The organism is Pelomonas sp. Root405, from assembly GCF_001425165.1.
GTDB lineage: Bacteria > Pseudomonadota > Gammaproteobacteria > Burkholderiales > Burkholderiaceae_C > Pelomonas.
Genome location: NZ_LMDU01000011.1, coordinates 477,374 through 495,393 on the forward strand (window position 1 = coordinate 477,374; position 18,020 = coordinate 495,393).

An 18,020-nucleotide genomic window follows, 5' to 3' on the forward strand; every position below is an offset into this window, starting at 1 on the left:
CCTGTGATGAAACGCCTGCTCGCCACTCTCGCCGCCTGCGCCGCACTGGTCCTGCCGGCGGGTGCCGCCGAGCCCGTCAAGACGCTGCGTTATGCCTTCCGCATCGCCGAGACCGGCTTCGACCCGGTGCGGCTGTCGGACATCTATTCGCGCACCATCACGGGCCACATCTTCGAGAGCCTCTACACCTACGACCCGCTGGCCCGGCCGACGCGCATCGTGCCGCTGATTGCGGCTGGCGAGCCGGAGATCAGCGCCGACTTCAAGACCTTCACCATCAAGGTGCAGCCCGGCATCTATTTCGCCGACGACCCGGCTTTCAAGGGCAAGAAGCGCGAGGTCACGGCGCACGACTTCGTCTACAGCATCAAGCGCTATGCCGACCCGGCCACCAACAGCCAGGGCTGGATCAGCTACGAGGATGCCGGCCTCGTCGGCCTGGGCGAATTGCGCAGCCAGGTCATCAAGGCCAAGAAGCCTTTCCCCTACGACACCGAGGTGGAAGGCGTGCGCGCGCTGGACCGCTACACGATGCAGCTCAGGACCAAGGCGCCGCGGCCGCGCCTGGTCGAGTCCATCCTGGCTGGCAACGACCTCTACGGCGCGATGGCGCGCGAGGTCGTCGAGTTCTATGGCGACAAGATCATGGAGCACCCGGTCGGCACGGGGCCTTACATGCTGAAGGAATGGCGGCGCAGCTCACAGATGGTGTTCGAGCGCAACCCGGCCTACCGCGAGCGCGTCTACGACGCCCAGCCCGCCGCCGACGACAAGGAAGCCTTGGACATCCTCGCCAAGCTCAAGGGGCGCCGCATCCCGATGATCGACCGCGTCGTCGTCGACATCATTGTCGAGAACCAGCCGCGCTGGCTGGCCTTCCTGAACAACGAGCACGACTTCATGGAGCGCGTGCCCGAGGACTTCCTGACCCAGGCCGCACCCGGCGGCAAGATCGCGCCCAACCTCGCCAAGCGTGGCATGCAGGCGGTGTTCACGCTCGCGCCCGACATGACGCTGACCTGCTTCAACATGGAGGATCCGGTCATCGGCGGCTACACGCCCGACAAGGTCGCGCTGCGCCGCGCCCTATCGCTGGCCTATGACGTGAAAAAGGAAATCCGTCTCGCGCGGCGCGGCTTCGCGATCCCCGGCCAGGCACCCGTCGTGCCGGGCACGACCGGCTACGACGCCGAGTTCAAGAGCGAGATGAGCGACCACGACCCGGCCCGCGCCAAGGCGCTGCTCGACATGTATGGCTATGTCGACAAGGACGGCGACGGCTGGCGCGACCTGCCCGACGGCCAACCCCTCGTGCTGACGCGCAACACCGAGCCCAACTCCCTGAGCCGCGCCATCGACGAGCTGTGGGAGAAGTCCCTGCGTGCGGTCGGGATCAAGCTGCAGGTCAAGATCCAGCAATGGCCCGAGAACCTCAAGGCCGCGCAGTCCGGCAAGTACCAGATGTGGCCGGTGGGCTCCACGGCCGCCCAGCCTGATGGCCAGGGTTCGCTGCAGCGCTACTACGGCCCGGCCAGCGGCACGCAGAACCTGCCGCGCTTCAAGGACGCGCGCTTCGACGCCATCTACGACCGCATGCAGGCGCTGCCCGACGGGCCGGAGCGCGACGCGCTGTTCAAGGAAGCCAAGCGCATCGCCGTGGCCTATGTGGCCTACAAGGTGCACGCCCATCGCATGCTGATCGACATCGAGCAACCCTGGATGAGCGGCTACCGCCGCCCGCTGTTCTGGCAGGACTTCTGGCAGTTCGTCGACATCGACGAGAGCAAGCGGCCCGTCCGTTGAAATCGCCGGGCGCGTCCCACGGAATCGACGGCCTGTCGCATGGCGGTGGCGGGCACGCGCCCTGCCGCTAGGCTTCGCTCCATCAACACCGAAAGGAGTCCCGGATGAACGACGCAGAAGAACTCAACAAGCTGGCCGAATTGCATGCCCGCGGCGTGCTGAACGACGAGGAGTTCGCCAAGGCCAAGGCCCGCGTGCTGAGCGGCCAGCCGCACACCGGCTCCTACACCAGCGGCGCCGCGCCGGCCCCGGGCGTCAGTGCCGTCAACGGCCTGCGACGCGCCCGCGTGGACCGCTGGATCGGCGGCGTCTGCGGCGGCATCGCCCGCGCGACCAACCTGGATTCATGGATCTGGCGCCTGATCTTCACGGTGCTCTTCCTCGCCTTTGGCAGCGGCATCCTGGTCTACATCCTGCTCTGGATCTTCGTTCCGGAGGAGTGATCGCAGGCGCCCCGAACGGGGCGCCTGCGCGCTTGCCGGAGCGGCAGGCACGGGTATGCTGGGCCAACAAAGAGCCCAGGAGACAGCCCGATGAAACAGCTCGCCGGCCTCGACGCCAGCTTCCTCTACCTGGAAACGCCGCAGATGCCGATGCATGTCGGCGCCCTGCATTTGCTGGAGCTGCCCGCCGGCTACGACGGCGACTATGTCGAGGACCTGCGCGAGCACATGCGCGCGCGCATGCCGCTGCTGCCGGCCCTGCGTCGACGCCTCATCTCAATGCCGCTGGGCCTGTCCAACCCTGGGTGGGTGGACGCCGACCCCGATCTCGAAGAACACATCGTCGAGATCCCCCTGCCCGCACACAGCGGTATGGCCGAACTGGAAGCTCAGGTGGGCGCGCTGCACACCGTGCTGCTGGACCGCAGTCGCCCGCTGTGGAAGTTCCACGTCTTCACCGGCCTGGAGCCGGCGCCTGACGGCCAGCCGCGTGTCGCCCTCTACACGCAGTTGCACCACGCCGCGGTCGACGGCCAGGCCGCCGTCGCGCTGGCCCAGGTCATCCTCGACCTGAGCCCCGAGCCGCGCACCATCGAGGCCGTGGCCGCCCGCGGCAAGAAGCGCGGCCAGCTCGGCACCGTCGGCATGCTGCGCGCGGCCGTCTCCCAGCAATGGCAGCAGACCGTCAAGCTGGCCCGCTCGCTGCCCAACGCGGCCAGCATCCTTGGCAACATGGCGGCAGGCTATGTGGGCGGCGCGGCAGCCGGCGCCTCGGTCGACAAACTTCGCACGCTGCTTGCAGGCGTCGCTGCACAGACCACGGCTGTCGTGCGCGGCAAGACGGCGGTCTCCACGCTCGGGCCGGCGCCCCGCACCCGCCTCAACGTCAGCCTGTCCGACACACGTTCCTTCGCCGGCGTCACGCTGTCGCTGGCCGAGCTGAACCGCACGCGCAAGCGCCACCACGCCAGCGTCAACGACGCCGTGCTCTTCGTCATCGGCGGCGCGCTGCGGCGCTACTTCGCCAAGCACGGCCCGCTGCCGCGCAAGAGCCTCATCGCCGCCGTGCCGGTGTCCACACGCGCCGCCGGCGACACCGCGTCCAACAACCAGGCCACGATGACCTTCATGAGCCTGGGCACCCACCTCAGCGACCCCAGCGAGCGTCTGGCCCACGTGATGGCGTCCAGCAAGGCGATGAAGGCGCAGATGAGCCAGCTCAAGAGCCTGATGCCGACCGACTTCCCGTCCTTGGGCATCCCCTGGCTGATGCAGGCCGGCGCCATGCTCTACGGCCGCGCCAAGGTCGCCGAGAAGCTGCCGGTCGTCGCCAACGTCGTCATCTCCAACGTGCCCGGGCCACAGCTGCCGCTGTACCTGGCCGGCGCGCAGATGCTGACCAACTACCCCACGTCGATTGCCGTGCACGGCCTGGCCTTGAACGTGACGGTGCAGACCTACAACCAGTCGCTGGACATCGGCCTGATGGCCTGCGGCAAGGCGCTGCCGGAAACCGCTGAGTTGTCGGCTTATGTGGAGGCGGCGTTCATGGAGTTCCAGGCGCTGCCGGTGGCGGAGGTCGTGGAGCCTGTGCCAGCGCCGGTGGTCAAGAAGAGGGCGCCAGCGAGGAAGGCCGCAACCAAGCCCGTCGCCAAGGCGACAACCAAGCCCCGGGCAAGCATGCCCCGGAAAAAGGCGACAGCTGGCTAACATCGCCGGGCTCGCCCGATTCCCGTATCCGCATGCCCGCTTCCCGCTCGCCACGCCCGTCATCTCGTTTCGGGCGCTGGCAACAGACCCCCACCCACACCCACCCCGACTGGTCCGACCTGCGCGCTCCCAACGCCTGGCTGCTGATGCTGGAGGGCCGCGCGCCCTGGGAGTACGCGGCGCTCCTGGCCACCATGCCGTGGCTGAAGAAACTGCCGCACGGCGACGGCCATCCGGTGCTCGTCTTCCCCGGCCTCGGCGCGCATGACTTCACCACGGCGCCTTTGCGCGCGATGCTCGACTCGCTGGGCTATGCGACCCAACCCTGGGGCCAGGGCTTCAACTTCGGACCGCGGGCCGGCGTGCTGGAGCAGATCAAGCACGACCTGCAGGCCCTGCACCGGCGGCACCACCGCAAGGTCAGCCTGATCGGCTGGAGCCTGGGCGGCATCTATGCCCGCGAACTGGCCAAGGAATGCCCCGAGCTGACGCGCTGCGTCGTCACGCTGGGCACGCCGTTCACTGGCCACCCGCGCGCAACCAACGCCTGGCGCTTCTTCGAGATGGTCAGCGGCCATGCCTCCAACGACCCCGAATTGATGGCCCAGATCCGCCAGGCGCCGCCGGTGCCGACGACGTCCATTTACTCCAAGAGCGACGGCGTGGTCGCCTGGCGCTGCAGCGTCAACGAGCCTTCGCCGCTGGCCGAGAACATCGAGGTGCAGGCCAGCCACATCGGCCTGGGCGTGAACCCGATTGCGCTGTATGCGCTGGCGGACCGGCTGGCCCAGCCGGAGGGCGAATGGCAGCCCTTTGAGCCCAAGGGAGCGCGGCGGTGGTTCTACCGGACGCCGGCGCAAGCGGAGTGAGCGGCCGATGATCGAGCCGTCGACGCTGCTGGCTTTCACGCTGCTCAACATGAGCTTCGCGCTCATCCCGGGGCCTGACGTGGTGTGCATCCTGACCAACGCGGTCGCCCGCGGTGCCGCGGCCGGCGCCAAGGTCTGCCTGGGCATCGCCTGCGCGGCGCTGGTGCATGTTGCGGCCGCAACGCTCGGCCTCACCGCCTTCCTGGCGGCCGTGCCCAGTGCCTTCGTGGCGGTCAAGATCGTCGGCGCCGCCTACCTCGTCTGGATAGGCTGGCAGATGCTGCGCCACCCGGTGGCCGCGGGCATAGAACCCCGCGCCAGCCGCTGGTCCTCGCCGTTCGCGCAGGGCGCGCTGTCGAATCTGTTCAACCCCAAGGTGGCGATCTTCTTCCTGGCCATCCTGCCGCAGTTCATCGACCCGGCCCTCGGCCATCCCGGGCTTCAGGCGCTCATCCTAGGCCTGGTGTCCATCGCCTCCGGCACGGCCGTCAACCTGTGCACGGCGCTGCTCGGCGGCCGGGCGCGGCAATGGCTGTTGCGCAAGCCCCGCGTCTTCCAGCGCTTCCAGCAGTTCGCCGGCGCAGCCCTGGTCGGGCTGGGCATCAAGGTGGCGTTGGAGCGGGCTCGCTGAAGCCGTACCGTGCCGTGGACCTTCGCCCACCCGGCGGCCATCCTGCCGCTGCGCCGACTCTGCCCACGCTGGCTGTCTTTGCCGGGCCTGGTCATCGGATCGCTGACGCCTGATCTGGGCTACTACGGCGGCCAACTCAGCCTGGCTTCGTTCAGCCATACGCCCCTGGGTATCGCCGTCTGCTGCCTGCCGCTAGGGCTGCTGCTGCTCGCATTGCTGCTGCGCCTGCGCCGACCGTTGACGGTTCTGCTGCCCACTCCGCATCGCCAGCTGATCCGCAGCCATATCGGGTCACCCGCGCGCCTTGTCGCGGTCAAGGTTCTGATTGCGGCCCAATCCATCGCGCTCGGTGCGACAAGCCATGTGCTTTGGGACTCGTTCACGCACGGCGGCCACTGGGGTGTGTCCCTGCTTCCATTCCTCAGCCTGCACGTCTTCGACGCGGGAAACCGGCAGATTTACGTCTTCAACGTGCTTCAACACCTCAGCACCGTGATGGGCCTGGCCGCCATGACAGTTACTTATCGCCGTGCGATTCGTGCGACGGCGTCATCGGCTTCATTGCCCGAGCTGGACACCCGGCGGATTCGGCTGCTCCTCGCCGGCCTTGCGTGCTCGATCACGGTTGGCCTGCTTGCAGCCGTCGCGTTGGATGCAATGTCGCCGGGTTCCCCTTCGCTTTTCGTCGTGCGCACCACCGTCTGGAGCACCACCTGCTTTGCGGCGCTGTACCTCCTTGGCAGCATCGCGTGGTGGCGACGGCTGGGCGACGGCTGATCCTCGATGCAATCCAGTCCCCTCCCATCCAGTACCACGATCCGCTGCTACTGCGCGGCCGTCAGACTGCAAGTCGAGGCACCGCCCAACAGCGTCGTGCACTGCCACTGCGGTCAGTGCCGCCGCCTCAGCGGCGCTGCCTTCACCACCTGGGTGAGCTTCCCGAAAACGGCCGTCGTCCTCACCGGACAGGAGCCGCTGAGCGTCTTCAAGGTCACCGAGAACGTCACACGGCATTTCTGTCGCGTCTGCGGGTCGCATGTCTTCACGACGGACGCCCGGCTGCCCAGGACGCTGGGCGTGCCGGCCGGCGCGCTGGACGGCGACTTCCCGCTGGCGCCCACCGCCCATTACTTCGTCGATCACAAGGCCATATGGCACCACCTGTGCGATGAACTGCCCCGGTTCGGCGGGAACTCCGGCACACAGCCCACGCCTGCACGCGACTCGCGGTAAGGTATCGCCTTCAACCGGACCTGATGACCATGCAACACCATACCCTCGCCGCCGACGACAAAGACAAGTCCGCCAAGAAGGACGCCCCCGAGAAGATGGAAGAGCAGCTGCTCTTCAAGGGCCGCTTCGTCATGATCTTTGGCGAGATCGACGACAAGATGGCGCACGCCACCTGCCGCCGCCTGCTCGCGCTCTCGCAGGATTCCGATGCGCCGATCACGCTGCTGATCTCCTCGCCCGGCGGCCATGTGGAGAGCGGCGACGCCATCCACGACATGATCCGCTTCGTGCGCGCGCCGGTGAACATGGTCGGCACCGGCTGGGTGGCCAGCGCCGGCACGCACATCTACCTGTCGGTTCCCAAGGAGCGCCGCTTCGCGCTGCCCAACACGCGCTTCATGATCCACCAGCCCGCCGGCGGCGCTGGCGGCCAGGCGAGCGACATCGCCATCCAGGCCAAGGAAATCCTCCGGGCCCGTGATCGCCTCGCCGCCACCATCGCGCGCGAGACCGGCCAGCCGCTGGAGCGCGTGCGCATCGACATCGAGCGCGATTTCTGGATGAGCACCGAGCAGGCCATCGCTTACGGCCTGGTGTCCCGCGTCATCGAGCGCCAGGTCGATCTGGGCTGAAGAAGTGAGGCCCTCACGCTCGCTCCGCCCCCTGCTTCCCAAGGAGGCGTCAGCGCCCTTGGGGCGGCCCGGCGGGCGCTGAGCGATGCAGGTCTCGGCAAACGGCGTCCGCATCGAGGTCGACATCCACGGCCCCGAATCGGGCGAGCCGCTGCTGATGATCATGGGCCTGGGCATGCAGCTGATCGCGTGGCCGGACGGCCTCGTTGATGAGCTGGTGGCCCAGGGCTTTCGGGTGATCCGCTTCGACAACCGCGATGTCGGCCTGAGCCAGCCCTTCGACAAGCTCGGCGTGCCCAACATCCCGCTGGCCGCGCTGCTGCACACCTTTCACCTGCCGGTGAAGGCGCCCTACCAGCTGGGCGACCTCGCGCGCGACGCCGTCGGCGTGCTGGATGCCTTGGGCATCGCCCAGGCCCATGTCTGTGGTGCGTCCATGGGCGGCATGATTGCCCAGCATCTCGGCTTTGCCCATGGCCAGCGCGTCAAGAGCCTCACGTTGATGATGACGACGAGCGGCCACCGCAGCCTGCCCAAGGAAAGCTGGCGCGTGCGCCGCGCGCTGATGTCGCGGCCGCGGCCGGGCGCGACGGCCGAGCAGAAGTTCGAGAACATCCTCGACCATTACGTGAGCCTTTACGGCGTCATCGGCAGCCCTGGCTATCCGCCGGAGCCGCAGGTTCTGCGGGAGCGCCTGGCGCGCGGCGTCAAGCGTGCCTTCAGGCCCCAGGCTGTCGCCCGCCAGCTCGTTGCCATCGCGGCCGATGAGCACCGCGCCGAGCGCCTGTCGCGCATCACGGCGCCGACTCTCGTCATCCATGGCAAGGATGACGCGCTGATCCCGGTGGCCGCCGCACATGACCTGGCCAAGCGCATCCCAAGTTCTCGGCTCGAGATCGTGGCGGGCTGGGGCCACGATCTGCCCGAGGCGCTGTGGCCCCGGCTGGCTGCCGAGCTGCGCGCCATCGCCAGCCAGGCCCGGTCCTGAGTCAGCGCTGGGCGTCGGCCAGCGACGCGATCGACCGATAGGCCTCCATCGCCTCTTCGAGGTTGCCGCCGCCGCCCAGCAGCGTCTTGCGCAGGGCCTGCTGTGCCGCTTCGGTCTGCTGCTCCTGCGTAGAGACCGTACCGTCCTGGTTGATGTCGGCGCTGACGCTGACGACACCCATCTTGACCTTGGCCGCATCCTGCGACGCCGCCGCCGCGCGAGCACCGGCGGCCGACACGGTGACGACGGCGGCCTCGTCCTGGCTGCTCTCCAGCCGGCGCGCGGGCGCGGCGCCGGCGCCCACGTTGGGCGCGGGGACAGGGCTGCTCGCAGGTTTGACCGGGCTGACCATGGCGAATGTCGGGGGTTCGTTCCGTGCTTTCGGCAGGCAGGCAGAGAACTTGAGGGGTTTTCCGCGCCGCTGCGTCAAAGGTCCGTCAGCTGCGCCTTGTCGGATCGCCCAGCCTGGCGTCCAACGCCGCGGCGGCCTTCACCAGCGCCATGGCGGTCTCGCGCCCGAACGGCGTGTCTTCGCGCAGCGCCAGCGTGCGCAGCTCGAACTTGCCGCCGCCGCGCATGCGCGGCTCGATGTCCAGCAGCCGCTTGCCGCGCCAGAAGCCGAACAACACGCGGCTTTCCTCGGCACGGATCAGCAGCACCGGGCCGTTGCCGAAATAGACCAGGTGGCCCCACTTCAGCTTTTCTTCCAGACCCGGTTGCGCCTGCCGAACGACGGCCCGCAAAGCCGCAACCTGGGCCTGTCGCCAGCCGTCCAGCGCAGCGACGTAACCGTCCGGGTCGGCCGCCATGACGCGATACATACGCGCGCCAGATCAGCGTGCCAGCGCCTTGATCTCCACAGCCGTGCGCTGCTTGTCCTCGCCTTCGACGGTCAGCGTCAGCGGCACGGTATCGCCGGCCTTGATGGGACTCTTGAGACCCATCAGCATGACGTGATAGCTGCCCGGCTTCAAAGCGACCGCTTGGCCTGCGGGCAAGGGCAGCGCGTCGACGGCGCGCATCTTCATGACGCCGTCGTCCATCTTCATCTCGTGGATCTCGACCATGGCCGCGACCGGCGAGCTGGCCGCGACGACCTTGACCGGCTTGGCCGAGGTCAGCTGCATGAAGGCGCCCGTGGCCTTCTGCGGCGCGACGGTGGCGCGCACCCAGGGATCATCGACCTTGAGCTGAGCCTGTGCGGCGAAGGAGGCGAGCAGGCAAGAGGCGAACAGCAAATGGCGCATGGCAGGCAAGTAGAACTTCAACACCTGCATTGTGCGCAGTCCCGATCACCTTGCGACACGCTCAAGAAACCGGCGCATCAGCGGCACCACCTCGTCGAGGTGGGTTTCCAGCAACCAATGGCCGCCGTCAAGCAGGTGCAGTTCGGCGTCGGGCAGGTCGCGCAGATAGGCCCGGGCCGACTTCTCCGGCATGTAGTGGTCATGGGGACCCCACACGATCAGCGTGGGCGGCTGCTGTTGACGCAGGTAGTTGCGGTGCTGGGGGAACCAGGCGCGGTTCTCCTTGAGGCCCGCGATCAGGTCGATGGCGATCTCGCGTCGCTTCGGCGTCATCAGTGACCAATGCAGCTTCCACAGGTCCGGCGGAATGCGGTCCTGCAACTCAGGCCCGAGCGCGTTCAGGAACTCTTCCCTGAAGGTCTCCTCGCCGATGGCTTTGGCCAGCTGGGCGCGCATTTCGGCGGCTCGCAGCGTCCAGGTCTTTTCGATGTCCGCGTACTTCGGCCCGAGCGCGTCTTCGTAGGGGATGTCGCCGTTCTGGATGATCAGCGCCACGACGCGTTCAGGCGCCGTGATGGCCAGCCGCGCGCCGATGGGCGAGCCAAAGTCGTGCAGATAGAGAACGAACCGCTCCAAGCCCAGGGTTCGCACGAAATCGTCGAGGAACCCGGCATAGCCATCGAAGCTGTAGTCGAACGCGTCCGGCGTGTCGCTGTAGCCGGCGCCCGGGTAGTCCGGCGCGATCAGCCGCCACTGGTCGGCCAGGCACGGCATCAGGTTTCGGAATTCATAGGACGAGCAGGGATAGCCGTGCGGCAGCAGCACAACCGGGGCATTGGCCGGTCCTGCTTCGCGATAGAAGGTATCGACGGTGCCGACCTTGACGCGGCGATGCCGTATGCGCGTGTCCATGAGCGATCTCCTGCCGGGCCCGGGCCCAAAGAAAAGACCCAATGCGAGGGCATCGGGTCTTTGGTCGGTAGGCCGTCCTGGTTGCCGTCAGGCAGCTGTTCTGGCTCTCGACGGTTCAAATTTAGACAGGACCTCGACGGCCGGACATTGCATTGACGCCGCAAGGCAGCGTAGGAACACCCCTACAGGCGCGTGGCGAGTTGACATGCACTGTCTATGTGTACTATCGTACTAATACACATTGGCAGTACCGCATGGATCCCACCCACTTCGTCCACATCAACACCGGCTCGCCCGAGCCCATCTACCGCCAGCTCATCGAGCAGGTGAAGCGCCGTGTGGCGGCCGGGCAGCTGAAGGCGGGCGACGAGATCCCGTCGGTGCGCGAGCTGGCGCAGGCCCTGGCGGTTCACCCCATGACCATCTCCAAGGCCTATTCGCTGCTGGAAAGCGACGGCGTGCTGGAGCGCCGCCGCGGCCTGTCGATGGTGGTGGCCGCCCAGCACCAGCGTGCGCAGCCGACCGCCGACCGCGCGGAGCTGCTGCGCCCCACGCTGGAGAAGGCGGCCGCGGAAGCGCGCCAGCTGGAGCTCTCCAAGGCGCAGGCACTGAATTTGTTCAAGACCATCCTCGACGAGAAGGCCCCATGACCACGCCGCACTTTCCCCATACGGAATCCCCGAGCGCCGAGCTCAAAGGCGTCAGCCTGTCCTACCCCAAGGGCCCGTTGGTGCTCAACGGCCTGGACTGGCAGCTGCTGCCGGGCCAGGTGGTCGGCCTGTTGGGCCGCAACGGCGCCGGCAAGACCACGTTGCTGGAAGCCCTGCTGGGTCTGCGCGAACCGCAGGCGGGCACTGTGAAGATGTTCGGCCAGGACGTGCTGCAGCTGAACGACGCCACGCGCGCCCGCATCGGCTATGTGCCTCAGCAGAGCGAGCTGTTCGAGGGCTTCACGCCGGCCCAGCTGCTGGCGTACTTCCGCAGCTTCTACCCGCGCTGGAACGAGGCCAAGGTCGAGGGCCTGTTGTCGCGCTGGGACATTGCGCGCGACAAACCCATCCGCAACCTCAGCGGCGGCCAGAAGCAGCGCCTGTCCATCATCCGTGCGCTGGCCCACGAGCCGGACCTGCTGGTGCTGGACGAGCCCGTCGCCAGCCTCGACCCGGCCGGTCGGCGCGACTTCCTGCGCGAACTGGTGGGCGAGGTGCTGGACCGCGGCGCCACCGTCGTGTTCTCCACCCACATCCTGTCCGACCTGGAGCGCGTCGCCTTCAACCTGGCCTTCATGAGCGGCGGCCGCATTGCACTGCAGGCGCCGCTGGACGAACTGCTGGAGCAGGTGCGCGCCTTCACCGGCACGGTCACCGAGATGGCAACCCTGATGAGCCGCCTGGGCGCCCAAGCGCTCAAGCGCACACCGCTGGAAGCCGGCCGTGAGCGGGTGCTGGCGCGCTTGCCGGCAGCCACCACCGTGCCGGTTGACGTGGCGGCCGACCGGGTGAATCTCGACGACTTGTTCGCGGAGCTGACCTGATGACCGCCGCCGCCCAGTATTCGCAAGTGCTGCTGGCGCCCTGGCGCCAGCGCGACCGCAGCGCACCGTGGGGCCGCCGGGCGCTGTACGTGCTGATGCTGGCCTGCATCGCGGCCTGCTTGGTTTTCATGCCCTCCGAGATCAGCTGGCGCGTGGCGCTCGGCATCGCCGTGGTGATCCTCTACGGCATCTGGATGGCCGTCGGCGCCCATCTGCAGGAGCAGAACCACCCACATGCCGCCCACCACGTGCCCGGTCACTTGCGCAGGCTTAGACACGCTGCGTTGCTGGGCTGGGCGCTGTGCGCGCTGGCCACGACGCTGCTGGCGCGGGCGGCGCTGTGGCCCATGGGCGAATGGCCATTGCTGCTGCTGGCCAACGCCAGCATCGCCGTTTGCCTGCTCTGGGCCACACGGGTTTGGCGGATTTGCACGATGGCCATCGTGATGTCGCCGCTGATCAGCGACTGGGCCGCGCACTTCAAGCCGCTGTGGACCTGGCTTGCCAGCTTGTGGCAGGGTCAGCCCCTGGCGCTGCTGGCCGTGAGCCTGCTGGTGCAGGCCTGGCTCGTGACGCTTGCTTTCGGCGCGGGGGGCAGCCGCCACCAGGTTCGCTACGCGCGCCAGAGCGTGATGCGCCAGGCCATGCGTCTGCAGATGGCCGGCCAGCCGATGCCTGCCAGCGCCTGGGCCGGGCCTTTCGAGCGGCTGTTGCGGCCCTTCCAGCACGTCACGTCGGGCTGGCTGACCCATCTGCTGACCCGTGCCAACACCGGCCGCAGCAGCATCATGGCGCGGGCCGAAGTCGTGCTGCACGGCCCCCTGCATTGGCTGCCAACGTTGATGCTGCTGGTCACCATCCTGAGCATTGCGCTGCTTTGCTTCGGCGCGGCGTTTGTCTGGGCTGGCCCGCGCATTGCCAAGGCCATCGAGCATGGCAGCTTCGGCATGTGCATCGGCCTGGCCAGCGTCGGCCTGAATCCCGCCTTCGGCCTGCCCGGCGCGCTGTGGCGAAGCCGGCGCGAGCAGGCCTTGCTGCGGCTGCTGCCCGGCATGCCGCAAGGTGCGGCACTGAACCGTGCGGTGGCCGCCCGGCAGTTGCGCGACTTCGGGGTCGCGTGGCTGCTGACGACCGCGATCCTGCTGGCCGTGGACACCGGCACCCAGCACGCCCTGCTGCTCTGCCTGCCGCTGGGCGCGCTGCCCCTGGCCATCCTGAGCCTGACCCGCCGCTTCGCGACGATGCGCGCACCGTCTCAGTTGACCGCCGTGCTGCCGGTTCTCGGGTTCTTCCTGCTGGCGGTGGCGCTCTATGCCGTCAACTGGGCGCTGGGCGTGCCGTTGCCGGCCATCGCGGCGGGCGTGCTGGCCGTGTCGGCCGCGCTGCTGGCCTGGCGCTGGCAGGCCCTCGGCAAGGCGCCGTCGGCCTTGCCGGTGGGGTGGCTGGCGTGACCTACTGGTGGATCTCCGGCTCGGCCAACTGCGCCAGCAGCGTCAGCGATTCCTGCCAGCCCAGGTAGCAGGCTTCGGCCGGGATGACGTCGGGGATGCCTTCCTGCTTGATGCGCACCTCGGTGCCGCAGAACACCGCCTTCAGCTCGACCGTCGTCTGCATCTCGCCTGGCAGGTTGGGGTCGTCAAAGGCGGCGGTGTAGCGCAGCCTCTGGCCGGGCACCAGCTCCAGGTAGCGCCCGCCGAAGCTGTGGCTGGCGTCGTTCGTGAAGTTGGTGAACGACATGCGATAGGCACCGCCGACCTGGGCGTCCATCTCGTGCACGGTGCCGGTGAAGCCGTGCGGCGGCAGCCACTTGGCCATCGCGGCCGGTGTCGTGAACGCGCGGTAGACGCGGTCGGGTGGGCAGCGCAGCACGCGGTGCAGGGTGACGGTATTGGTCATGGTTGCTCCTGGGTTGGGACATGGACACGACGATCAACGCATCGCCAGGTCGACAGCGTCAGATAGGAAGTTCGGTGAAATACCGCCCGCCATGGAAGATCAACGGCTGGGCGCCCAGGCGCGATGTACAGCGCTCCACCTCGCCGACGAAGATGACGTGGTCGCCCTCTTCATATCGACTGCGGTTAGCGCACTCGAAGACGGCGACGGCCCCGTCCAGCACCGGCGCGCCGCCGGCGCCCTCGCGCCAGGCGACCCCGGCAAAGCGGTCGATGTCGCGCGTGGCGAAGCGCTGGGCCAGGTCCTTCTGGTCGGCTGCCAGGATGTTGATGGCGTAGTGCGAGCCGCGCGTGAACACCGGCATGGAGCCGGCACGGCGGGCCAGGCTCCACAGCACCAGCGGCGGGTCCAGCGACACGGAATTGAAGGAATTGGCGGTCAGACCGACGAGGCCGCCATCCGGCGAGCGGACGGTGACGATGGTCACGCCGGTGGCGAACATGCCGAGGGCGGCGCGGAATTGCTGGGCGTCCATCCAGCGATTGTCGCCCTCGCCTTCGTCCTACGAGCGGGGCGCTTGCGCCATCGCACAATGTCGCCATGGATGCCGCCGACTTCATCGCCAACGACGACCTGCAGTTCAGCAACCCGCCGCAACGCATGTTCGGCGCGTGCACGGACTGCGCCACGGGCCGCTGCGCGCCGCCGCGTCAGCGCAGCCGCCGCCTCTTCACCGGCCTGATCGGCGCCGCGGCCCTGTCGCCGGCCTTCACGCCGGCCTGGGCGCGCGAGGGTGTGGATGTCGGCCCGAAAAGCAAGTTCGCCGGCTTCGTGCCGGCCGACCAGCTGGAGCAGGCGGGCGGCCAGCAGTACGCGCAGATGATGCGCGAGGCCGGCCAGCAGCGTGCGCTGGCGCCGATGGAGCACCCGCAGCTGCAGCGCCTGCGCTTCATCGCCCAGCGGATCATCCCGCACAGCTACGAATGGAACGACCGCGCGCGACAGTGGAAGTGGGAGGTCAACCTGCTGGCCAGCCCGCAGCTGAACGCCTTCTGCATGCCGGGCGGCAAGATCGCCTTCTATTACGGCATCCTGGAAAAGCTCCGGCTGGATGACGACGAGGTGGCCGCCATCATGGGTCACGAGGTCGCGCATGCCTTGCGCGAGCACGCCCGCGAACGCGTCGGCAAATCAACGGCGACGAACGTCGTCGTCGAGCTCGGATCGGCGCTGTTCGGCCTGGGCAACCTCGGCCGCTACGCTGCCGGCATGGGCGCCCAGTTGCTGAACCTGAAGTTCGGCCGCGAAGACGAGACCGAGGCCGACCTCGTCGGCATCGAGCTGGCTGCGCGCGCCGGCTATGAACCGGGTGCCGCCGTGCGGCTGTGGGAAAAGATGATGAGCGCCAGCAAGGGCGCGCCGCCGCAGTGGCTGTCCACCCACCCGGCCAACGCGACGCGCATCCGCGACATCCAGGGCAACCTGCCCAAGGTGCAGGGCCTGTATGCCCGGGCGCCCCGGCCGCCCCAGCGCTTTCCGGAGGCGCCGCCGCTCAAGACGGCTCAGCGGTCCAACGGCTGAACCTGCAGCCCGCGCGGCGCGGCGCCGCTCACCAACGCGCGGGTAAGTTTTTGAGCCGCTGGTATTCGCCGGCCGCCACGCGCTTGAGATAGCCGCCCAGTTCCAGGTCCTTGACCAGCTTGGACACCATCTCACGCGAGCAACCCAGGCGCTGGGCCATGCCCTGGTGGGTCAGAGCCAGATGGCTGCCGTCAACGGTGGAGGCGTCGACGAGATTCTTCAAGCGGCCATAGACGTCGTTGAGCGCCAGCTGCTTGGTCGACAGCGTCGCCGCCCGCGCGCGGCGGATGACCTTGGTCAGCAGCTCGAAGGCGAACTCGGGGTGGTCGCTGATGTGGGTCAGCAGGCTCGCGCGCGTGACCAGCACCAGGCGGCTGGCCGCCTCGGTGATGACGCTGGCGGAGCGCGGGCCGCCATCCAGGCTCATCTCGCCGACGTACTCGCCGGGGCCATAGACGCCGTAGGTGATCTCGCGGCCGCGCGCATCGCTGCTGTAGGCGCGCAGCGAGCCGGAAATGATCAAGTAGAGGTTGTCGCCAACCGAGCCCTCCTCGATCAGCATGACGCCCTTGCGGTAGCTGCGCGCCATGCCACGCGCGGCCAGCAGCCGCAGCGGGGGCGGCAGGGCCAGGAGTTCGTTGTCGAGGGAGTCGTCGGGCATCCGCGTCATGCCGGGGCATGTGGCCCACGACATGCCGAGAATGTTAGCCCCTCGTCCGCGGCCGGCCGACAGGTGCCAGCGTGTCGCTTCAGTTGACGTGCTTGCCCGGCCGCAGCGAAGACACCAGCGGCGGCAGCAGGGCCAGCTGGCGCATCAGCTCGCCGATGCTGTCGGCGCCGCTCTTGGCGCGGATGCTCTGGATCTGGCTGCGCACGGTGGAGATGGCCACGCCCTGGCGCTGCGCGACGTCGGTCGGCTTGACGCCGTTGGACAGCGCCTTGAGCACCTCGGTCTCGGCCGGCGTGAGCTGATAGCGCAGCGCGAACCACTGCGCGGCCAGGTCGCCGCAGAGCTGGCGCCGTTCCAGGATCAGCAGCACGGCAGCCTGACTGACGTCACGGTTGAGCGGCACGACGACGATGTTGGCGCGGCCACATTCGGCGCGCTCGTCACCCAGCCGCAGCAGGCAGCGCCGTCCGCTCGCCTCGGCGCCCTCCAGCGCCTCGGCCAGCGGCACGGCGTCGGTCAACAAGCGCGCGCGCAGATGCTGGCCGACGAGTTCCAGCGGGTGGTTGTCATCCAGCGAGGCGCGCGCCGCCAGGTTGGCATGCAGCACGCGGGCCGCACCGTTGAGCAGCAGGACGCCGTGGTCAAGCTCTTCCAGCACCAAACCCATCCACTGGCTGGACAGCGAAGCCGCCGCACGGCGTTCGCGGGGACGAGAGCCGGCGACTTGGCCCGGCTGCACAAACTCGGACATCCACATCGAAGCACTCCTCGGCCCACCCCTTGCAGGCCTTCCTTAAAGCGTAGGAGAGCACGTTTCGATGGGGGCGTAAATGTTGCGGGATGTATTTGTGAACGATTTACGGCGCGTCGTCATGGACGCGTCACCGGTAACTTAGGGATTGCCGTTGCGACGGCCACGTGCATGACCTGACCCCTGTTGCAAGCCATCGGCAGGCTTTCGGTGGCATCTGGAAATGCGTATGCAATCGCCTCTTCACGCGTGTCAGCATGGACCTACAGCAGCTTGGCGCGCATACCGGCTGCTCGGGGACGGCGTGGAATCGAGCATGCATGGCCAGTCAATCAGGAGACCACCATGCCGACCGCATCCACCAAAACAACCACTACCAGCGCCAAGCGCAGCAGCACAGCGACCAAGCGCACCACAGCCCGCCAGCAGGACGCGATCGCGATGCTGAAGGAAGACCACAAGAAGGTCAGCGCGCTGTTCGAGGACTTCGAGAAGGCTCGCTCGGCCAACCGCAAGAAGCAGATCGTCGCGACCATCTGCCAGGAGCTGACGGTGCACGCCCAGCTGGAAGAAGAAATCTTCTACCCCGCTTTCAAGGCCGCGCTCAAGGACAAGGAACTGGTGCCCGAGGCCACGGTCGAGCATGCATCCGTCAAGGACCTGATCGCCCAGGTGCGCGACCAGGAACCCGGTGGCGAGGATTACGACGCCAAGGTGAAGGTGATGGGCGAGTTCGTCAAGCACCACGTCAAGGAAGAGCAGAACGAGATGTTCGCCAAGGCCAAGAAGTCCAAGCTCGACCTGGTCGAGCTGGGCCGCCAGATGGCCGAGCGCAAGCAGCAACTGCTGACCGCGCACTGATCGACGGAGCACGACTTGGGCGACCTCGGCGTGCTGCAGTGGCCGGCCATGGTGGTGACCGTGGTGGCCGCCTGGCTGGTCGCCTCAGAGCGGCCCGAGCGACGCAACGCCGGCTTCTGGGCGTTCCTGTTCAGCAATGTGCTGTGGATCGCCTGGGGCCTGCACGCTGCCGCGTACGCGCTGGTCGTTCTGCAGGTCTGCCTGGCCGCCTTGAACATCCGCGGCGCGGTCAAGGCGTCCCGCACAGCGCCTGAGTAGG

Annotated in this window: 23 protein-coding genes; 15 read left to right on the forward strand and 8 right to left on the reverse strand. The window is 68.0% G+C overall.

All coding sequences use genetic code 11. From position 1 onward, the window contains the following. The first annotated feature begins 6 nt into the window (after window positions 1-6). From ASC81_RS11785 to ASC81_RS11825, 9 genes are all read left to right on the forward strand, one after another. Window positions 7-1,803 (forward strand): ABC transporter substrate-binding protein, encoded by a 1,797-nt coding sequence (locus tag ASC81_RS11785; protein ID WP_056266948.1) that lies wholly within the window; start codon window positions 7-9, stop codon window positions 1,801-1,803. Between the two features lie 104 nt (window positions 1,804-1,907). After that, window positions 1,908-2,246 (forward strand): PspC domain-containing protein, encoded by a 339-nt coding sequence (locus ASC81_RS11790; protein WP_056266952.1) that lies wholly within the window; start codon window positions 1,908-1,910, stop codon window positions 2,244-2,246. Between the two features lie 90 nt (window positions 2,247-2,336). Beyond that, complete coding sequence (locus ASC81_RS11795) at window positions 2,337-3,956, forward strand: wax ester/triacylglycerol synthase family O-acyltransferase (protein ID WP_056266954.1); 1,620 nt, start codon at window positions 2,337-2,339, stop codon at window positions 3,954-3,956. A 32-nt stretch (window positions 3,957-3,988) separates the two neighbouring features. Further along, window positions 3,989-4,825 carry a triacylglycerol lipase gene (locus tag ASC81_RS11800; protein ID WP_082536449.1) on the forward strand — a complete coding sequence of 279 codons (837 nt, stop codon included), beginning with the start codon at window positions 3,989-3,991 and terminating at the stop codon, window positions 4,823-4,825. A gap of 7 nt (window positions 4,826-4,832) precedes the next feature. Further along, complete coding sequence (locus ASC81_RS11805; protein WP_056266957.1) at window positions 4,833-5,456, forward strand: LysE family translocator; 624 nt, start codon at window positions 4,833-4,835, stop codon at window positions 5,454-5,456. 9 nt (window positions 5,457-5,465) lie between these two features. Then, on the forward strand, window positions 5,466-6,233 hold the full coding sequence (locus ASC81_RS11810; RefSeq protein WP_056266958.1) for a DUF4184 family protein: 768 nt from the start codon (window positions 5,466-5,468) through the stop codon (window positions 6,231-6,233). A 6-nt stretch (window positions 6,234-6,239) separates the two neighbouring features. Next, window positions 6,240-6,689 carry a GFA family protein gene (locus ASC81_RS11815; RefSeq protein ID WP_082536450.1) on the forward strand — a complete coding sequence of 150 codons (450 nt, stop codon included), beginning with the start codon at window positions 6,240-6,242 and terminating at the stop codon, window positions 6,687-6,689. A gap of 23 nt (window positions 6,690-6,712) precedes the next feature. Then, the gene (locus ASC81_RS11820; RefSeq protein WP_056266964.1) at window positions 6,713-7,321 is read left to right on the forward strand and encodes an ATP-dependent Clp protease proteolytic subunit; all 609 of its coding nucleotides are present in this window, start codon (window positions 6,713-6,715) and stop codon (window positions 7,319-7,321) included. Between the two features lie 85 nt (window positions 7,322-7,406). After that, the gene (locus tag ASC81_RS11825; protein WP_056266967.1) at window positions 7,407-8,309 is read left to right on the forward strand and encodes an alpha/beta fold hydrolase; all 903 of its coding nucleotides are present in this window, start codon (window positions 7,407-7,409) and stop codon (window positions 8,307-8,309) included. A 1-nt stretch (window position 8,310) separates the two neighbouring features. On the opposite strand, the gene ASC81_RS11830 is transcribed toward ASC81_RS11825, so the two are convergent. The 4 genes from ASC81_RS11830 to ASC81_RS11845 all read right to left on the reverse strand — a co-directional run bounded on the left by ASC81_RS11830 (window position 8,311) and on the right by ASC81_RS11845 (window position 10,468). After that, window positions 8,311-8,661, reverse strand: coding sequence for a hypothetical protein (locus tag ASC81_RS11830; RefSeq protein WP_056266970.1), 351 nt, complete (start codon window positions 8,659-8,661; stop codon window positions 8,311-8,313). A gap of 85 nt (window positions 8,662-8,746) precedes the next feature. Then, window positions 8,747-9,130: a DUF1801 domain-containing protein gene (locus ASC81_RS11835; RefSeq protein ID WP_056266973.1), complete on the reverse strand. Its 384-nt coding sequence runs from the start codon at window positions 9,128-9,130 to the stop codon at window positions 8,747-8,749. A 12-nt stretch (window positions 9,131-9,142) separates the two neighbouring features. After that, complete coding sequence (locus ASC81_RS11840; protein ID WP_056267533.1) at window positions 9,143-9,556, reverse strand: copper chaperone PCu(A)C; 414 nt, start codon at window positions 9,554-9,556, stop codon at window positions 9,143-9,145. Window positions 9,557-9,601: 45 nt separating this feature from the next. Then, on the reverse strand, window positions 9,602-10,468 hold the full coding sequence (locus ASC81_RS11845; protein ID WP_056266976.1) for an alpha/beta fold hydrolase: 867 nt from the start codon (window positions 10,466-10,468) through the stop codon (window positions 9,602-9,604). Window positions 10,469-10,722: 254 nt separating this feature from the next. Between ASC81_RS11845 and ASC81_RS11850 the strand changes: the two genes are divergently transcribed. From ASC81_RS11850 to ASC81_RS11860, 3 genes are read left to right on the forward strand one after another with little or no spacing between them, the layout of a single operon-like run. Continuing rightward, window positions 10,723-11,118 (forward strand): GntR family transcriptional regulator, encoded by a 396-nt coding sequence (locus ASC81_RS11850; RefSeq protein ID WP_056266978.1) that lies wholly within the window; start codon window positions 10,723-10,725, stop codon window positions 11,116-11,118. Continuing rightward, a complete protein-coding gene (locus ASC81_RS11855) occupies window positions 11,115-12,002 on the forward strand; it encodes an ABC transporter ATP-binding protein (RefSeq protein WP_082536451.1) in 888 nt (295 codons plus the stop codon). The genes ASC81_RS11850 and ASC81_RS11855 overlap by 4 nt, the downstream gene beginning before the upstream one ends. After that, a complete protein-coding gene (locus ASC81_RS11860) occupies window positions 12,002-13,453 on the forward strand; it encodes a hypothetical protein (protein ID WP_056266981.1) in 1,452 nt (483 codons plus the stop codon). The genes ASC81_RS11855 and ASC81_RS11860 overlap by 1 nt, the downstream gene beginning before the upstream one ends. Window position 13,454: 1 nt before the next feature. Here the strand turns inward: ASC81_RS11860 and ASC81_RS11865 are convergent, their stop codons facing one another. Both ASC81_RS11865 and ASC81_RS11870 read right to left on the reverse strand, forming a co-directional pair. Next, window positions 13,455-13,898: an SRPBCC family protein gene (locus ASC81_RS11865; protein ID WP_056266982.1), complete on the reverse strand. Its 444-nt coding sequence runs from the start codon at window positions 13,896-13,898 to the stop codon at window positions 13,455-13,457. A gap of 58 nt (window positions 13,899-13,956) precedes the next feature. Then, complete coding sequence (locus tag ASC81_RS11870; protein WP_056266984.1) at window positions 13,957-14,433, reverse strand: flavin reductase family protein; 477 nt, start codon at window positions 14,431-14,433, stop codon at window positions 13,957-13,959. A 65-nt stretch (window positions 14,434-14,498) separates the two neighbouring features. Here ASC81_RS11870 and ASC81_RS11875 point away from each other — a divergent pair, with 65 nt between their 5' ends. Further along, the gene (locus ASC81_RS11875) at window positions 14,499-15,479 is read left to right on the forward strand and encodes a M48 family metallopeptidase (RefSeq protein ID WP_235533632.1); all 981 of its coding nucleotides are present in this window, start codon (window positions 14,499-14,501) and stop codon (window positions 15,477-15,479) included. A 28-nt stretch (window positions 15,480-15,507) separates the two neighbouring features. On the opposite strand, the gene ASC81_RS11880 is transcribed toward ASC81_RS11875, so the two are convergent. Then, window positions 15,508-16,140 carry a Crp/Fnr family transcriptional regulator gene (locus ASC81_RS11880; RefSeq protein WP_056266987.1) on the reverse strand — a complete coding sequence of 211 codons (633 nt, stop codon included), beginning with the start codon at window positions 16,138-16,140 and terminating at the stop codon, window positions 15,508-15,510. A gap of 88 nt (window positions 16,141-16,228) precedes the next feature. Beyond that, on the reverse strand, window positions 16,229-16,906 hold the full coding sequence (locus ASC81_RS11885) for a LuxR C-terminal-related transcriptional regulator (protein WP_156392024.1): 678 nt from the start codon (window positions 16,904-16,906) through the stop codon (window positions 16,229-16,231). A 339-nt stretch (window positions 16,907-17,245) separates the two neighbouring features. On the opposite strand from ASC81_RS11885, the gene ASC81_RS11890 reads away from it, so the two are divergent. Continuing rightward, window positions 17,246-17,761, forward strand: a complete 516-nt coding sequence (locus ASC81_RS11890; protein ID WP_056266996.1) for a hemerythrin domain-containing protein — start codon at window positions 17,246-17,248, stop codon at window positions 17,759-17,761. A gap of 15 nt (window positions 17,762-17,776) precedes the next feature. Beyond that, entirely contained in the window at window positions 17,777-18,019 is a 243-nt protein-coding gene (locus tag ASC81_RS11895) for a hypothetical protein (RefSeq protein ID WP_200946796.1), read from the forward strand. The last annotated feature ends 1 nt before the right edge of the window (window position 18,020 follow it).

Excerpts from the sequence above, each read along its gene's own strand:
- ASC81_RS11785 (WP_056266948.1), top strand. The coding sequence starts at position 7 with ATGAAACGCCTGCTCGCCACTCTCGCCGCCTGCGCCGCACTGGTCCTG.
- ASC81_RS11790 (WP_056266952.1), top strand. The coding sequence starts at position 1,908 with ATGAACGACGCAGAAGAACTCAACAAGCTGGCCGAATTGCATGCCCGC.
- ASC81_RS11795 (WP_056266954.1), top strand. The coding sequence starts at position 2,337 with ATGAAACAGCTCGCCGGCCTCGACGCCAGCTTCCTCTACCTGGAAACG.
- ASC81_RS11800 (WP_082536449.1), top strand. The coding sequence starts at position 3,989 with ATGCCCGCTTCCCGCTCGCCACGCCCGTCATCTCGTTTCGGGCGCTGG.
- ASC81_RS11805 (WP_056266957.1), top strand. The coding sequence starts at position 4,833 with ATGATCGAGCCGTCGACGCTGCTGGCTTTCACGCTGCTCAACATGAGC.
- ASC81_RS11815 (WP_082536450.1), top strand. The coding sequence starts at position 6,240 with ATGCAATCCAGTCCCCTCCCATCCAGTACCACGATCCGCTGCTACTGC.
- ASC81_RS11820 (WP_056266964.1), top strand. The coding sequence starts at position 6,713 with ATGACCATGCAACACCATACCCTCGCCGCCGACGACAAAGACAAGTCC.
- ASC81_RS11825 (WP_056266967.1), top strand. The coding sequence starts at position 7,407 with ATGCAGGTCTCGGCAAACGGCGTCCGCATCGAGGTCGACATCCACGGC.
- ASC81_RS11830 (WP_056266970.1), bottom strand. The coding sequence starts at position 8,661 with ATGGTCAGCCCGGTCAAACCTGCGAGCAGCCCTGTCCCCGCGCCCAAC.
- ASC81_RS11835 (WP_056266973.1), bottom strand. The coding sequence starts at position 9,130 with ATGTATCGCGTCATGGCGGCCGACCCGGACGGTTACGTCGCTGCGCTG.
- ASC81_RS11840 (WP_056267533.1), bottom strand. The coding sequence starts at position 9,556 with ATGCGCCATTTGCTGTTCGCCTCTTGCCTGCTCGCCTCCTTCGCCGCA.
- ASC81_RS11845 (WP_056266976.1), bottom strand. The coding sequence starts at position 10,468 with ATGGACACGCGCATACGGCATCGCCGCGTCAAGGTCGGCACCGTCGAT.
- ASC81_RS11850 (WP_056266978.1), top strand. The coding sequence starts at position 10,723 with ATGGATCCCACCCACTTCGTCCACATCAACACCGGCTCGCCCGAGCCC.
- ASC81_RS11855 (WP_082536451.1), top strand. The coding sequence starts at position 11,115 with ATGACCACGCCGCACTTTCCCCATACGGAATCCCCGAGCGCCGAGCTC.
- ASC81_RS11860 (WP_056266981.1), top strand. The coding sequence starts at position 12,002 with ATGACCGCCGCCGCCCAGTATTCGCAAGTGCTGCTGGCGCCCTGGCGC.
- ASC81_RS11865 (WP_056266982.1), bottom strand. The coding sequence starts at position 13,898 with ATGACCAATACCGTCACCCTGCACCGCGTGCTGCGCTGCCCACCCGAC.
- ASC81_RS11870 (WP_056266984.1), bottom strand. The coding sequence starts at position 14,433 with ATGGACGCCCAGCAATTCCGCGCCGCCCTCGGCATGTTCGCCACCGGC.
- ASC81_RS11875 (WP_235533632.1), top strand. The coding sequence starts at position 14,499 with ATGGATGCCGCCGACTTCATCGCCAACGACGACCTGCAGTTCAGCAAC.
- ASC81_RS11880 (WP_056266987.1), bottom strand. The coding sequence starts at position 16,140 with ATGCCCGACGACTCCCTCGACAACGAACTCCTGGCCCTGCCGCCCCCG.
- ASC81_RS11885 (WP_156392024.1), bottom strand. The coding sequence starts at position 16,906 with ATGTGGATGTCCGAGTTTGTGCAGCCGGGCCAAGTCGCCGGCTCTCGT.
- ASC81_RS11890 (WP_056266996.1), top strand. The coding sequence starts at position 17,246 with ATGCCGACCGCATCCACCAAAACAACCACTACCAGCGCCAAGCGCAGC.